Below are 13,149 nucleotides of genomic sequence, written 5' to 3'. Positions count from 1 at the left end.
CGTTATTTCCCCGCCGCCGGTGGCTGCGCCGGTGCTGCAGGCTTGGGCGTGGACGGCTGGATCACCATGGTGCCGCGGCCGCCGCCGGGCTTGCCCTCGCCGCTGGCGGTGTTGCGCACGCTGAACTGCTCGCGCCGGCTGTCGTAGGAAATGAACTCGCCGGACACTTCGTCGCTCGGCTTGCTGCCTTCCAGGCGGCGCACCTTGGCGTGCACGAACAGCTTGACCAGCTCGTTCTTGCCGTCGTATTCAATGCGCTCGGCCTCGCCTTCCATCCACTGGTCGCCTTCGCCGTCGCGCTTCTGGCGGAAGGTGGTCGGCTTGCCGCCGGTGCTGGTCAGCGTCACGTACTGGTAGCCTTCCGGGTCCTTGGTGACCACCGCCTTGGCCGCCTTCATCAGCAGCGTGCCGCGCGTGAGCACCACGTTGCCGGTGAAGGTGCTGACCTGCTTGACGTCGTCGACGTCGGCGTTGTCGTAGTCGATCAGCGTGGGCTTGGTGGAGTCGGCCTTCTCGGCCTGCACCAGCCCGGCCGCGCACAGCAGCAGGGCCGAAATCAGGAGTTTTTTCATCATCTGTCCATTCACTTATTTGGTTTGCGCCGGCGGATACACGATCCGCCCGCGCCCCTGCAGTTCAACCTGGCGCGTGGCGTTGTTCGCCTTCATGCCGGAGCCGGTGGCGGTGGCGCCGCCCTGCACGATCTGCACCGGCTGGTCGGTTTCCATGCGGTCCTCGTCCGGGTAGACGGTGAGCGCCTGCGTCGTCATCCGCATCGCCTGGCTCTTGCCCTGCGCCGCGCGGTCTATCTTCACATTGCCCTGCAACTTCACGCGCGTGTTGTTCTCGTCCACGCGGGCGCGCTCCGCCGTGATGTCCATCGGCGGATGGGTGCTGCTCAAATTGCGCACCAGCGGCTTGTCGATCTCGGACGAGTCGTCGATCGGGCGGTGCACCAGCTTGTCGCCGGCCACGATGTAGCTCGGCTTGCCTTCCTTGGTCATGCGCACCACGCTGAACTGGTCGATGATGTAATCGGGCTCGTTCAGGCGCTTGTCGGCCAGCATGTCCTCTTCGCCCCGGTTCAGCAGCTGCAGCAGCCAGAACGTGCCGAAGGCGACAAAGACCGCGATGACCAGGGTCATGCTCAAGCGCCAGCGGTGTGCGGTTCGTTTACGCATATTTACGCATGTCTCACTATCTTATCTTCTCGGACCCGTCTGCTCACACCAGGAACTGGGCCATGACCTTATCGTAATTGCCGGTGGCGCGCAGCACGAATTCGCACACCTCGCGCACCGCGCCGCGTCCGCCGCCGGCCTCGGTCACGTGGTGCACGCGGCTCAGCACGTCGGCGCGGCCGTTCGGCACGCCCACCGCGAAGCCGACGCGTTTCAGGATCACCAGGTCCACCACGTCGTCGCCGATGAAGCACACCTGCTCGGCGGCCAGGCCGGTCTTGGCCAGCAGGTCGTTGAACGGGGTCAGCTTGTCGTGTCCGCCCTGGTGCACGAACTCGATGCCCAGGTCGCGCGCGCGGGCCGTCACCTGCGGCGAACGGCGCGCGCTGATGATGGCCGTCAGGATGCCCGCTTCCTGCAGCAGCTTGATGCCCAGGCCGTCCTGCACGTTGAAGGTCTTCATCACTTCGCCGTCCGGGCCGTAATGCAGGCTGCCGTCGGTGAGCACGCCGTCCACGTCGAAAATCATCAGCTTGATGTTGGCCGCGCGCGCCACGTTTTCCAGATTGTAGGCCTTGTTCATCAGATCACCTTGGCGCGCGTCAGGTCGTGGATGTGCAGCGCGCCGGCCAGCTTGCCGTCCGCGTCCACCACCAGCATCTGGTTGATGCGGAACTGCTCCATGATGGCCACCGCGTCCACCGCCAGCTTATCAGGCGAAATGCTGCGCGGATTGGCATGCATCACATCGCGGATGATGACCTTGCTGAAGTCCTGCACTTTTTCGATCATGCGGCGCAGGTCGCCGTCGGTGAACACGCCCACCGGGCGGTTGTCCGCATCGACGATGGCGGTCATGCCCATGCCCTTCTGGGTGATTTCCAGCAGCGCGTCCGGCAGGCGGGTGTCCAGGCCCACGGACGGGATGGCGTCGCCGCTGCGCATCACGTCGCGCACATGGGTCAGCAGGCGGCGGCCCAGCGCGCCGCCCGGGTGCGAACGGGCGAAGTCCTCTTCCTTGAAGCCGCGCAGGTCCAGCAGCGCCACGGCCAGCGCGTCGCCCAGCGCCAGGGTGACGGTGGTGCTGGCGGTGGGCGCCAGGTTCATCGGGCAGGCTTCCTTGGCCACCGACACGTCCAGGTGCACGTCGGCCAGCTTGGCCAGGCTCGAGCCGGGCTTGCCGGTCATGGAAATGAGGGTGCTGCCCATGCGCTTGACCACCGGCAGGATGGCCATCAGCTCCGAGCTTTCGCCGGAATAGGAGATGGCGATGAAGGCGTCTTCCGCCGTCACCATGCCCAGGTCGCCGTGCGCGGCCTCGGCCGGGTGCACGAACAGCGCCGGGGTGCCGGTGGAGGCCAGCGTGGCGGCGATCTTGCGCGCGATATGGCCGGATTTGCCGATGCCGGACACCACAACGCGGCCTTTGCAGTTCAGCAACAGGGCGACCGCCTTGCCGACGCTGTCGTCGGTGGCCAGGCGCGCGTGCATGGCGGTAATCGCGTCCGCCTCGATCTGCAGGGTTTCTCGGGCCAGCGCCAGTGCGCGCTCGGCCGTGTTGTTGTCAAAAGCTTTCAGCATGGGATTTCCATCGGTTACACTCATGCCGGAAGTATAGCCGAATTGCGAAAGCAAAAAACTTGCCAGTCCTAACAAACAACGGGATCAGCCCCCTAAATGGAAGCGCCGCATGTTTTCACCGCTTGAACTGACCCTCTTGCTGCTGGGCAGCGCCGTGCTGGGCGTGGTGGCGTTCCGGATGATGCACCTGCCGCCCATGCTGGGTTACCTGACGGTGGGCATCCTGATCGGGCCGCACGCGCTGGGGCTGGCCGCGCAAAGCGAAGCCAGCCACATCCTGGCCGAGTTCGGCGTGGTGTTCCTGATGTTCTCCATCGGCCTGGAATTCTCGCTGCCCAAGCTGATGGCCATGCGCGGCATCGTGTTCGGGCTGGGCATGGCGCAGGTGACGGCCACCATCGCCGCCACCATGCTGCTGGGCTGGCTGCTGGCCTGGCAGCTGCCCGGCATCCATATCAGCTGGCAGGCCGCGTTCGCGCTGGGCGGCGCGCTGGCCATGTCGTCCACCGCCATCGTGGTGAAGATGATCACCGAGCGGCTGGAGCTGGAAAGCGAGCACGGCCGCAAAATCATGGGCATCCTGCTGTTCCAGGATCTGGCCGTGGTGCCGCTGCTGATCCTGATCCCCTCCCTCGCCAAGAACCCGGACGACCTGCTCGAAACGCTGGCCTGGGCCGGCGGCAAGGCCGTCATCGTGCTGGTGCTGCTGCTGTTCGTGGGCCAGAAGCTGGTGCGCGGCTGGTTCGCCATCGTGGTCAAGCGCCGCTCGCAGGAGCTGTTCATGCTGAACCTGCTGCTGATCACGCTGGGCGCGGCCTGGATCACCGAGAAGGCCGGGCTGTCGATGGCGCTGGGCGCCTTCGTGGCCGGCATGCTGATCTCGGAAACCGAATACAAGCACCAGGTGGAGGAAGACATCAAGCCCTTCCGCGACGTGCTGCTGGGGCTGTTCTTCATCAACGTCGGCATGCTGCTCAACCTGCGCCTGGTGCTGGAGAACTGGTGGCTGGTGCTGGTGCTGCTGGCCGGGCCGGTGCTGCTGAAATTCGCCCTGATCGCCGGCCTGGCCAAGCTGTTCGGCTCGTCCGACGGCGTGTCCATGCGCACCGGGCTGGCGCTGGCGCAGGCCGGCGAGTTCGGCTTCGTGCTGCTCAACCTGGCCGGCGGCGTGGCGCTGATGGACCCGTTCATCATTCAGGTGGTGCTGGCGTCGATGGTGCTGTCGATGCTGCTGGCGCCGTTCATCATCGCCAATTCGGACAAGCTGGTGATGAAGGTGTCGAGCAACGAATGGATGATGCAGTCGCTGGCGCTGACCAAGATCGCCACACGCACCATGAGCACGCAAAAGCACGTGATCGTGGCCGGCTTCGGGCGCAGCGGCCAGAGCCTGGCCACCTTGCTGAGCGAAGAAGACATCGCCTACCACGCGCTGGACCTGGACCCGGAGCGGGTGCAGGAGGCGCAGACGGCCGGCGCCAACGTGTCCTACGGCGACGCCGGGCGGCGCGAAAGCCTGATCGCGGCCGGCATCTACCGCGCCAGCGCGGTGGTGATCACCTACGCCAGCACGGCGTCGGCGCTGCGGGTGCTGCACCTGGTGCACGAGCTGGCGCCGGCCCTGCCGGTGATCGTGCGCAGCCACGACGATACCGACCTGGACCGCCTGAAGGCGGCCGGCGCGGCCGAGGTGGTGCCGGAACTGATGGAAGGCAGCCTGATGCTGGCCTCGCACGCGCTGGTGATGCTGGGCGTGCCGCTGCGGCGCGTGGTGCACCGGGTGCAGGCCGCGCGCGAAGCGCGTTACGCGTCGCTGCGCGGCTGGTTCCACGGCGCCAGCGATGCCGGCGAAGACGACGACATGCTGCGCCTGCACTCGGTCACGCTGGGCGACAACGCCAGCTGCGTCGGCAAGACGCTGGCCGAAGTGGAGATTGGAGCGGCCGGCGCCGAGATCGCCACCATCCGGCGCGGCAAGAGCGGGCTCGAGGCCACGCCCGGCACGGTGCTGCAAGCCGGCGACGTGGTGGTGCTGCGCGGCGCCGCCGACGCCGTCGCCCGCGCCGAACACCAACTGCTCGCCTGACATACAGCCGGCCTCATCGCCGGCCCCATAAGCAAGCTGAGCCTCATTCGGGGTCTGACCCCGAATGAGGCTCAGCCCGGCTCGCGCCGGACGGCGGAGCGGCTCAGGCGCCGGGGCGGTAGGTGATGACGCGGTTGCGGCCGCTGTCCTTGGCCTGGTAGAGCGCGGAGTCGGCTTGGGCGATCAGTTCCATGGCCGCCGTTTCCGGGGTCACGCCGGGGTCGCTGCGGTCCAGGCAGGCCACGCCGATCGAGGCGGTGATCGACACCCGCACGCTGGGCGACACGTCGATCATGCTGGCGGCGATGCCGGCGCGGATGCGCTCGGCCACGAAGGCGGCGCTGTCCAGGTCGGCATTAATCAGCAGCACCACGAATTCCTCCCCGCCGAAGCGCGCCAGCGCGTCCGACAGCCGCAGTTCGGCCTTGATGCGCTGCGCCACTTCGCGCAGCACTTCGTCGCCGCCCTGGTGGCCCACGGTGTCGTTGACGCGCTTGAAGTGGTCTATGTCGATGTACATGAAGGAAATGTCGTAGGCCTGCCGCCGCGCGCGCGAAATTTCCTCCAGCAGGCGCCGGTCCATATAGCGCCGGTTGTACACGCCCGTCAGCGAGTCGGTCAGGCCGATGTACTTGAGCATCTCGTTGGAGATCACGTTCTCCAGGCAGATGGCGATGATGGAGGCCATGTGCTCGATGAAGTCGGTGCCCAGGCTGGGCGTGAAGCGGGTCGGGTCCACGCTGCCCAGGTTCAGGCTGCCGATGATGCGCTTGTTGCGCAGCAGCGGCACCAGGGCCACGCTTTGCAGTCCGTCCGGCGGGCGCGGGAAGGCGTGGCCGTGCTTGAAGGCGTCGTACATGCCCAGCAGCGGCCGGGGGACGGGCGAATAGGCGTTGCGGCGCCCCAGGTCGAAGCCCAGGCCGTCCACTTCCTCGACGAACAGCAGGTCCGGGAACTCGGCGAAATTGACGCCCAGCTTGGCCATCACGGTGCGGATGTCGCCGCCCTCGTCGATCAAGGTCAGCGTCACCGCCTCCAGTTCGGAAATGATGGGCAGCGTGCGGAAAATGGTGCCCACCAGCTCGGGGAAGGTGGAGGCGCTGACGATTTCCAGGTCGAAGGCCTGGTGCCGCATCATGATGTTGTGGTTGCGCTCGGCCTGCTCCAGCAAATACGCCATGCGCGTGCGCAGCGCCTGGTTTTCCGCAACCAGGTCGCTCGCCGGGGGCTGTTTGTGGGTCATGGCTAGAAGGCCAGGTTGACGTCGACTTCCTGGCCCACGCGCAGTTCCTGGCCGTCGCCTTCGATCAGGATGCTGTTCATGCCGAAGCACAGCGCGCCGTCCACTTCGGGCTTGGCGCGGTAGCCGGCCATGATGTCGAGCGGATCGGGACCGAACTCGCCGGTGGCCTGGTCGATCGAGGGCATGGGGCAGCGCGGGCAGGGTTTCACCGGCTTCAGCACGGCGGCGCCGACGCGGAAGTCCTCGGCGTAGTCTTCCTCGAAGGCTTCGATGCCGTCCAGCACCAGATTGGGGCGGAAGCGGTTCATCGGGATGGCCTGGCGGCCGGCCCGGACCAGCTTGTCATTCAGGTCGGCCAGCGACGCGCTGCCCGCCACCAGCATTGGGTAGCCGTCGGAGAACATGGTGGTGGCGGCCACGCCGTTGGTCCATTTCTGCGACACGGCGCGGGTGGCGTTGGCGTGGAAGCGCACCAGGCGGCACGGCAGGCCGAGGAAGTTGGTGAACCAGGCGGCGGTGGTGGCGTCGCAGTCGTAGGCCAGCACCTGGTCGTCCCACACCTGCACGGTGCGCCTGGGGGCCAGTTCCGGGTCGGGCAGGCCCAGTTCGATTTCCAGGCGCAGCATGCCGGGGGCGCGCAGTTCCAGCGTGTCGGCCTTCAGGCGCGGCACGATCAGCGCCATGCGCGGATGCTCGCGCTGGGTCAGCGCCAGGCCGGCTTGGTCCACCACCATCCACTCGCGGTCGTAAATCTGCTCCTTCATCAGGCCGGCGCTGGTCAGGGTGGCCGAGCGCAACGGCATGCCGGCGCAGGATTTGATCGGGTAGAGGTTGATTTCGGAGAGGATAGCCATGCTGACCGCCGCAGGCAGCGCGGACGGCCACTGCCAAAATGTTATTCAAGTTGGCAGTATGGCAGCAAAGCGCCCGGCAGTAAATCGGGGATGGCCGCAGCATTGCCTGATCGGCAAGATGCGGCCAAGGATCCTTGCGCGGGCAGCCCTCCCCCGCGCCGAGGGGGAGATGGCAAGGCGCTGCTTATTCCGCCTTGCGCGGACGGCGGGCGGCGGGCTTGCGGGCGGGCTGTTCGCCGCCTTCCGCGTCGGCGTTGACGACAACCGGCTTGGCTGCCCTGGCGCGCGCTGCGGCGGCCCGGCCCGGCTTGGCTGGCTTGTCGGCCGCCGCTTCGGCCACAGCCTCAGCCGCAGCTGGCGCTTCGGTGGCAGCGGCGGCTTCCGCAGCGGCTGCGGTGATGCGCGCTTCGCTGGCCTTGGCGCGGCCCTTGGCTGCAGGGCGGCTGCGGCCCTTGGCGGCCGGCTTGGCCGCTTGATCCGCTTCGGCGGCGCTGTCCGCTACCGGCGCAACCACTGCATCGGCTGCATCGGCAGTCTGCGGCGCTTCCGGCTGGCGGCCGGCTTGCTGGCGGCCGCCGGGCTGGCGGCTGCCCGAACGTCCACCTGTGCGGCCGGCCGGCTGCGCTGCAGCGTGATCGGCGGGCTGCGCTGCCGGCGGGGTGGCCGTCACTGCGGCGTGATCGGCCGGCAGCACGGCGGCTGGCACCTCAACCTGGCTCGCCTGGACTGCTGCCTGGCCCGCGTGCTGAGCCGCATGCTGGCCGCCGGGCTGTCCGCCCGCCTGCGCGAAATGCTGCGCCGACGACTGTGCAGACGCTTGCGCTGCCGGCTGGCCCGCTTTGCCGCGCTGCCCGCCGCCCTGCGCCGGCTTGCCACGGCCCTTGCCCTTGGCCCACACATCACCGGCCGCGCCCGACTGGGCGGCCTTCTGCTGCGCTTTCGCCTGGCGGGCCGGCATTTTGGCCGAACTGCGCTTGGGCTGGCCGTCGCGGCCGAGCTGGCGCTGATTGCCGCCGGCTGCGTTGGCGATGGCTGCGGCAGCCGCGTCCAGCGCGCGCTCTTCCTCGTCCAGGTCGTCCTGCTCGCTGCTGCTGAGCACAGGGGCGTCCTGTTCGCGGTCTTGCTGCGCATCCTGGTCGATGCCCTGCTCGCTGCCCTGCTCGACAGCCTGCGGCTGGCGCGCGTAGGCGGCGGCGTCGGCCGCATGCACGGCTTCCGCTTCGGCGTAGGCGTTCTCGTCCTGCGCCAGTTGCAGCTCGGCGGACACGTCCTCGGAGACCGGCTCGCTGGCCGCGTGGCGTTCGCCGCCGCGGTTGCGGCCACGGCCACGGCCGCGCCGGCCTTCATGGCGGCCGCCCTCGGATGCCTCGTGCTGCACCGGCGCGGACGCGTTGCCCGAACCTTCACCGGCACCCTGCTCGCCTGCCGCACCGCTGCTGCGGTATACATAAGCACCGGATTTCTCGTCGCGGCCGAATTCCAGCAGGCCGCGCGCCTTGGCTTCCTCCAGCAGGTTGCCGAAAGTGCGGAAACCATAATAGGACTCGCTGAAGTCCGGCTTGCGGCGCTTGATCGCCTCTTTCAGCACGGAGGCCCAGATCTTGCCGGAATCGCCACGTTCGGACACCAGCGCGTCGAAGGTCTCGACCGCCATGTCGACCGCTTCGCGGCGGCGCTTGTCCATTTCCTCGCGGCGGCCTTTTTCTTCTTCCGGCGTGCGCTTGACGGCAGGCTGGCCTTCGCGCGTGTCGCGCTTGGCGGCGGCGCGGCGGATCTCGCGCACCAGGTCGTCATAGAAGATGAACTCGTCGCAGTTGGCCACCAGCAGGTCGGAAGTCGACTGCTTGACGCCCACGCCGATCACTTTCTTGTTGTTCTCGCGCAGCTTGGAGACCAGCGGCGAGAAGTCCGAGTCGCCGGAAATGATGACGAAAGTGTTAACGTGGGACTTGGTGTAGCACAGGTCCAGCGCGTCCACCACCATGCGGATGTCGGCCGAATTCTTGCCCGACTGGCGCACGTGCGGAATTTCGATCAGCTCGAAATTGGCTTCATGCATAGGCGCTTTGAAACCCTTGTAGCGGTCCCAGTCGCAATACGCCTTTTTGACTACGATGCTGCCCTTGAGCAATAAACGCTCCAGCACGGGCTTGATGTCGAATTTTTCGTAATTGGCGTCGCGCACGCCGAGGGCGACGTTTTCGAAGTCGCAGAACAGCGCCATGCTGACGTTATCGTTGGATGAAGCCATGAGATTTCGTTTTCTGTGGTGAGGAGAAGCTAAAGGGCCGGTGGCCGGCGAACCCGACGATTATACAGCCAGCACCGCCCGCCGCCCGCTCTGGTGTATGCTCGCTTTACACATTTTTTCCGGAGCCCCCATGAAGCAATTGCTTGCCGTCCTCACTTTTTTACTGATGAGCTTCGGCGCCGCAGCGCAATCGGCCGGCGCCGACGCCGCTTTCCGCCAGCGTATCAATGCCTTTATGGACCAATGGCATAAGGATGCGGCCAATGCCGACCCGGTTTATTTCGACAAAATGGCGGCCAACGGCATATATATCGGCACAGACAAAACCGAAATATGGACCCGGGATCAGTTTAAAGTATGGGCCAAGCCGTTTTTCGACCGCAAGAAAGCCTGGTCATTTACCGCCATCAAACGCAACATCTATTTCTCGGCCGATAAAAACTATGCCTGGTTCGATGAGCAGTTGAACACGCAAATGGGCATTTGCCAGGCCAGCGGCGTTATACGCCATACCGCCGGCGGTTTCGAGATCGAACATTACCAGCTGTCGCTGGCGGTACCCAATCCGCTGATGGAGCAGTTCACCAAGGCGGTCAAGGAATTCGAAGCCGGAGCGGCGGCGGCACAGTAATCCCGGCCCGGCGCATGTTTTAAGGGGCCGCCACGGCCGTTTTAAGCCAAATTCTGGCGCGTTCACGCCAGATTTGAGTGCGCTGTAGCCGTTTCCGGCGTCCAGGCGAAAAAAAAGCCGCGATCTCTCGCGGCTTTTTTTTCTGCGGTCGAAGCCGCTCAGGGTATTTAGACGTTGAACAGGAAGTTCAGTACGTCGCCATCCTTGACCACATATTCCTTGCCCTCGGCGCGCATCTTGCCGGCTTCCTTGGCGCCCGCTTCGCCCTTGAGGGCGATGTAATCGTCATAGGCGATGGTCTGCGCGCGGATAAAGCCGCGTTCGAAGTCGGTGTGAATAACACCGGCTGCCTGCGGCGCGGTATCGCCGATATGAATGGTCCAGGCGCGCACTTCTTTGACGCCGGCGGTGAAATAAGTCTGCAGGCCCAGCAGTTTATATGCGGCGCGGATCAGACGGTCCAGGCCAGGCTCTTCCATGCCCATATCGGACAGGAATTCGGCTTTATCGGCATCGTCCAGATCGGCGATTTCGGCTTCAATCGAAGCGCAAATAGCGACGATGGGCGCGTTCTGCGATTTCGCGTATTCCGTCAATTGGTCCAGCAGCGGATTATTGGTGAAACCGGTATCGGAAACGTTGGCCACGTACATGGCCGGCTTGGCGGTAATCAGGCACAGCGATTTAATAATCGCCATTTGATCCGCGTCCAGGCCCATGGCGCGCACCGGTTTTGCCTCGTTCAATTGCGGAATAATCTTTTCCAGCAGCGCAACCAGTTTCGCCGCGTCCTTATCGCCGGAACGGGCTTTTTTGTTTTCGCGGTGCAGCGCTTTTTCAGCGGTGCCCAAATCGGCCAGCGCCAATTCGGTTTGAATCACTTCGATATCGTCCAGCGGGCTGACTTTACCGGCAACGTGAATCACGTTTTCATCTTCAAAGCAGCGCACCACGTTGACGATGGCGTCGGTTTCGCGGATGTGCGACAGGAACTGGTTGCCCAGGCCCTCGCCCTGCGACGCGCCCGCCACCAGGCCGGCGATGTCGACGAACTCGACGATGGCGTTGACCATGCGCTCGGGTTTGACGATCTCGGCCAGCGCGGCCATGCGCGGGTCCGGCACTTCCACCACGCCGACGTTCGGCTCGATGGTGCAGAACGGATAGTTTTCAGCCGGGATGCCGGCCTTGGTCAGTGCATTGAAAAGGGTGGACTTGCCGACGTTAGGCAGGCCGACGATGCCGCATTGGAGACTCATGAAAAACCTTTAATGATGGTATTGTTTTGCTGCGCCGATTGCCCGCGCGTAAGGATCAATTGTACCTCAGAACCAGGAGCTTCCATGACGATGCGCGACGCCAAACGCTCGCAGTTTCCCCATTTCCTGCCCATCGCCACGCGCTGGATGGACAATGACGTGTATGGCCATGTCAACAACGTTGTTTATTATTCATACTTCGACACGGCCGTAAACCAGTTCCTGATCGAGCGCGGCGTGCTGGACATCCACAAGGGCGAGGTGGTCGGTTTCGTGGTCGACAGCGGCTGCGCCTACTTCAGCTCCATCTCCTTCCCGGACACCATCCACGCCGGCATCCGCGTCGCCAAGCTGGGCAATTCCAGCGTGCGCTATGAAATCGCGCTGTTCCGCAACGGCGACGAGCAGCCCTGCGCGGCCGGCCATTTCGTCCACGTCTACGTCGAGCGCGCCAGCAACCGCTCCGTGCCGATCCCGGCGGCGGTGCGCAGCGTGCTTGAGACGCTGAGTGGGACCTGAGCGATGAATGCGTTTTTCCTGGTGCACAGCACCAAGCGCCACCCGTCGGCCGTGCTGCTGCTGACGCAATTGCTGGGCATGCTGCTGTATCCCTTCATTGAAGGCGCGCGCGGCGGTCACATCATATTCAATATGTTCGGCATCCTGGTGCTGGTGGTGGCCACCCGCATGGTGCGCCGCACGCCGGGCCACGCCTGGATCAGCGCCAGCATCGCCGGGCCCGTGATTGTATTGCTGGGCCTGCAAATGGCGTTCGGCATGCCCGGCCTGCTGCCCTGGTCTTCCGCGCTGGAGGCGGCGTTCTACTTCTATGCCGCCGCCAGCCTGGTGGCCTATATGATGGAAGACCGGCTGGCCACGACGGATGAGCTGTTCGCGGCGGGCGCCGCCTTCACGCTGTTGGCGTGGGCCTTCACGCACGTGTTCATCCTGCTCCAGGCTGTGCAGCCGGGCACCTTCGGCGCGGCGGTGAACGCGGCCGCGCCGCGCACTTGGACCGAGCTGAACTACCTGAGCTTCGCGCTGCTGTCGAGCACCGGCATCGGCGACGTGATCCCGCTGACCTCCCATGCGCGGGCCATCGCCAGCGTGGAGATGCTGGTCGGCCTGATGTACCTCGCGGCAGTGGTGGCGCGCCTGATCGGCTTTACGCTGCAATCCAACAAGTCATAGGCCAGCGCGCCGGCGCCCGGCGGCGTCAGTCCCGGATGCGTGCGGCGCGCATGGTATAGGCCTGGGCGTCCCTGGGCCTGCCGGCGGCGCTGCTCATCTGGGACAGCAAGCCCAGCACCGGCTTCAAACGCGGGTTGTTCGGGCCACCGGCCTTTTCGTATTGAAGCAGCACGCGTTTGAAACTTGCCTCCGCATCGTCGTAACGCTTCTGCGATGCGTAATGCTGGCCAAGATTCATCAACGCGCCGCTCTGGTGCTCAGGATCCGCCTTCTCCTTGATTTCCACGACACGCTTGAGTACTGCCTCGGCCTCGGCAGGCTTGCCCATCGCCATATAGGTCTTGGCCAGGCTGGTAAGAGGAATGCACAAGTCGAGGTTGTCCTTGCCCCTGTACTGCGACTGTAGTTGCAGCGCGCGCAGCCTGGCCGCCGCCGCTTCAGGATACCGTTTGTTGTCCTCCAGCACGCCGGCCAGCCTGACGGCGCTGCTTTCGATCAGGACCAGGTTGCGTGGCGGCGGTCCCAGCTCCTCGGCGAGCTTCATTTCAGCCTGCGCCGACACCAGGGCCTTTTGCTTGTTCCCCGAGAACCGGTAGGTCTCTGTTTGCATCCGCAGTTTTTCCCAGTCCTCCACGGTCGCTGCCGGCGCGGCCACGCCGCAAGCGGGCGCGAGGCACAGCAGCACAAGATACAGGCGAAGCGGGATACGGGCCAGCGTGAGCATGAGTATTTGAGATAAAGATAATCGTGGTGCAATTCTACTTGCATATTGGCAATCAGATAGTCCTGCCGGCGCAGGCAGCGGGGGCAATTTCCTTCAATACAACGGCACGGCGCTGCGCATACGATGTCCTTTCGCTAATTTTGACAGG

Annotated in this window: 13 protein-coding genes; 4 read left to right on the top strand and 9 right to left on the bottom strand. The window is 65.1% G+C overall.

Annotated features, from left to right (window positions below; translation table 11 throughout):
• Positions 1–2 precede the first annotated feature (2 nt).
• The 4 genes from lptA to AC56DV_RS16950 all read right to left on the bottom strand — a co-directional run bounded on the left by lptA (position 3) and on the right by AC56DV_RS16950 (position 2,762).
• Positions 3–575: a lipopolysaccharide transport periplasmic protein LptA gene (lptA, locus tag AC56DV_RS16965; protein ID WP_496315412.1), complete on the bottom strand. Its 573-nt coding sequence runs from the start codon at positions 573–575 to the stop codon at positions 3–5.
• A 12-nt stretch (positions 576–587) separates the two neighbouring features.
• On the bottom strand, positions 588–1,145 hold the full coding sequence (gene lptC / locus AC56DV_RS16960) for an LPS export ABC transporter periplasmic protein LptC (protein ID WP_496315411.1): 558 nt from the start codon (positions 1,143–1,145) through the stop codon (positions 588–590).
• A gap of 79 nt (positions 1,146–1,224) precedes the next feature.
• Complete coding sequence (locus AC56DV_RS16955; protein ID WP_496315410.1) at positions 1,225–1,764, bottom strand: KdsC family phosphatase; 540 nt, start codon at positions 1,762–1,764, stop codon at positions 1,225–1,227.
• The gene (locus tag AC56DV_RS16950; protein WP_496315409.1) at positions 1,764–2,762 is read right to left on the bottom strand and encodes a KpsF/GutQ family sugar-phosphate isomerase; all 999 of its coding nucleotides are present in this window, start codon (positions 2,760–2,762) and stop codon (positions 1,764–1,766) included. The genes AC56DV_RS16955 and AC56DV_RS16950 overlap by 1 nt, the downstream gene beginning before the upstream one ends.
• A 109-nt stretch (positions 2,763–2,871) precedes the next feature.
• Here AC56DV_RS16950 and AC56DV_RS16945 point away from each other — a divergent pair, with 109 nt between their 5' ends.
• Positions 2,872–4,848 (top strand): monovalent cation:proton antiporter family protein, encoded by a 1,977-nt coding sequence (locus AC56DV_RS16945; RefSeq protein WP_496315408.1) that lies wholly within the window; start codon positions 2,872–2,874, stop codon positions 4,846–4,848.
• A gap of 103 nt (positions 4,849–4,951) precedes the next feature.
• Here the strand turns inward: AC56DV_RS16945 and AC56DV_RS16940 are convergent, their stop codons facing one another.
• The 3 genes from AC56DV_RS16940 to AC56DV_RS16930 all read right to left on the bottom strand — a co-directional run bounded on the left by AC56DV_RS16940 (position 4,952) and on the right by AC56DV_RS16930 (position 9,196).
• On the bottom strand, positions 4,952–6,091 hold the full coding sequence (locus AC56DV_RS16940) for a GGDEF domain-containing protein (protein ID WP_496315407.1): 1,140 nt from the start codon (positions 6,089–6,091) through the stop codon (positions 4,952–4,954).
• 2 nt (positions 6,092–6,093) lie between these two features.
• Positions 6,094–6,945: an MOSC domain-containing protein gene (locus AC56DV_RS16935; RefSeq protein WP_496315406.1), complete on the bottom strand. Its 852-nt coding sequence runs from the start codon at positions 6,943–6,945 to the stop codon at positions 6,094–6,096.
• Between the two features lie 184 nt (positions 6,946–7,129).
• Positions 7,130–9,196: an NYN domain-containing protein gene (locus tag AC56DV_RS16930; RefSeq protein ID WP_496315405.1), complete on the bottom strand. Its 2,067-nt coding sequence runs from the start codon at positions 9,194–9,196 to the stop codon at positions 7,130–7,132.
• A gap of 130 nt (positions 9,197–9,326) precedes the next feature.
• On the opposite strand from AC56DV_RS16930, the gene AC56DV_RS16925 reads away from it, so the two are divergent.
• Positions 9,327–9,827 (top strand): nuclear transport factor 2 family protein, encoded by a 501-nt coding sequence (locus AC56DV_RS16925; RefSeq protein ID WP_496315404.1) that lies wholly within the window; start codon positions 9,327–9,329, stop codon positions 9,825–9,827.
• A 167-nt stretch (positions 9,828–9,994) separates the two neighbouring features.
• Here the strand turns inward: AC56DV_RS16925 and ychF are convergent, their stop codons facing one another.
• Entirely contained in the window at positions 9,995–11,086 is a 1,092-nt protein-coding gene (gene ychF, locus AC56DV_RS16920) for a redox-regulated ATPase YchF (protein WP_496315403.1), read from the bottom strand.
• 90 nt (positions 11,087–11,176) lie between these two features.
• On the opposite strand from ychF, the gene AC56DV_RS16915 reads away from it, so the two are divergent.
• Complete coding sequence (locus AC56DV_RS16915; RefSeq protein WP_496315640.1) at positions 11,177–11,605, top strand: acyl-CoA thioesterase; 429 nt, start codon at positions 11,177–11,179, stop codon at positions 11,603–11,605.
• A 3-nt stretch (positions 11,606–11,608) separates the two neighbouring features.
• Positions 11,609–12,277, top strand: a complete 669-nt coding sequence (locus AC56DV_RS16910; protein WP_496315402.1) for an ion channel — start codon at positions 11,609–11,611, stop codon at positions 12,275–12,277.
• Between the two features lie 25 nt (positions 12,278–12,302).
• Here AC56DV_RS16910 and AC56DV_RS16905 read toward each other — a convergent pair whose 3' ends face one another.
• Positions 12,303–13,001: a tetratricopeptide repeat protein gene (locus AC56DV_RS16905; protein ID WP_496315401.1), complete on the bottom strand. Its 699-nt coding sequence runs from the start codon at positions 12,999–13,001 to the stop codon at positions 12,303–12,305.
• Between the last annotated feature and the right edge of the window lie 148 nt (positions 13,002–13,149).

The organism is Massilia sp. BGA-UO-ETr-WB1 (assembly GCF_059567845.1).
The sequence above is the reverse complement of the archived record's forward strand: the minus strand, read 5'-3'. Positions and strand labels throughout refer to the sequence as shown.

Coding starts and splice junctions, on each gene's coding strand:
- lptA (WP_496315412.1), bottom strand. CDS start 575: ATGATGAAAAAACTCCTGATTTCGGCCCTGCTGCTGTGCGCGGCCGGG.
- lptC (WP_496315411.1), bottom strand. CDS start 1,145: ATGACCCTGGTCATCGCGGTCTTTGTCGCCTTCGGCACGTTCTGGCTG.
- AC56DV_RS16955 (WP_496315410.1), bottom strand. CDS start 1,764: ATGAACAAGGCCTACAATCTGGAAAACGTGGCGCGCGCGGCCAACATC.
- AC56DV_RS16950 (WP_496315409.1), bottom strand. CDS start 2,762: ATGCTGAAAGCTTTTGACAACAACACGGCCGAGCGCGCACTGGCGCTG.
- AC56DV_RS16945 (WP_496315408.1), top strand. CDS start 2,872: ATGTTTTCACCGCTTGAACTGACCCTCTTGCTGCTGGGCAGCGCCGTG.
- AC56DV_RS16940 (WP_496315407.1), bottom strand. CDS start 6,091: ATGACCCACAAACAGCCCCCGGCGAGCGACCTGGTTGCGGAAAACCAG.
- AC56DV_RS16935 (WP_496315406.1), bottom strand. CDS start 6,945: ATGGCTATCCTCTCCGAAATCAACCTCTACCCGATCAAATCCTGCGCC.
- AC56DV_RS16930 (WP_496315405.1), bottom strand. CDS start 9,196: ATGGCTTCATCCAACGATAACGTCAGCATGGCGCTGTTCTGCGACTTC.
- AC56DV_RS16925 (WP_496315404.1), top strand. CDS start 9,327: ATGAAGCAATTGCTTGCCGTCCTCACTTTTTTACTGATGAGCTTCGGC.
- ychF (WP_496315403.1), bottom strand. CDS start 11,086: ATGAGTCTCCAATGCGGCATCGTCGGCCTGCCTAACGTCGGCAAGTCC.
- AC56DV_RS16915 (WP_496315640.1), top strand. CDS start 11,177: ATGCGCGACGCCAAACGCTCGCAGTTTCCCCATTTCCTGCCCATCGCC.
- AC56DV_RS16910 (WP_496315402.1), top strand. CDS start 11,609: ATGAATGCGTTTTTCCTGGTGCACAGCACCAAGCGCCACCCGTCGGCC.
- AC56DV_RS16905 (WP_496315401.1), bottom strand. CDS start 13,001: ATGCTCACGCTGGCCCGTATCCCGCTTCGCCTGTATCTTGTGCTGCTG.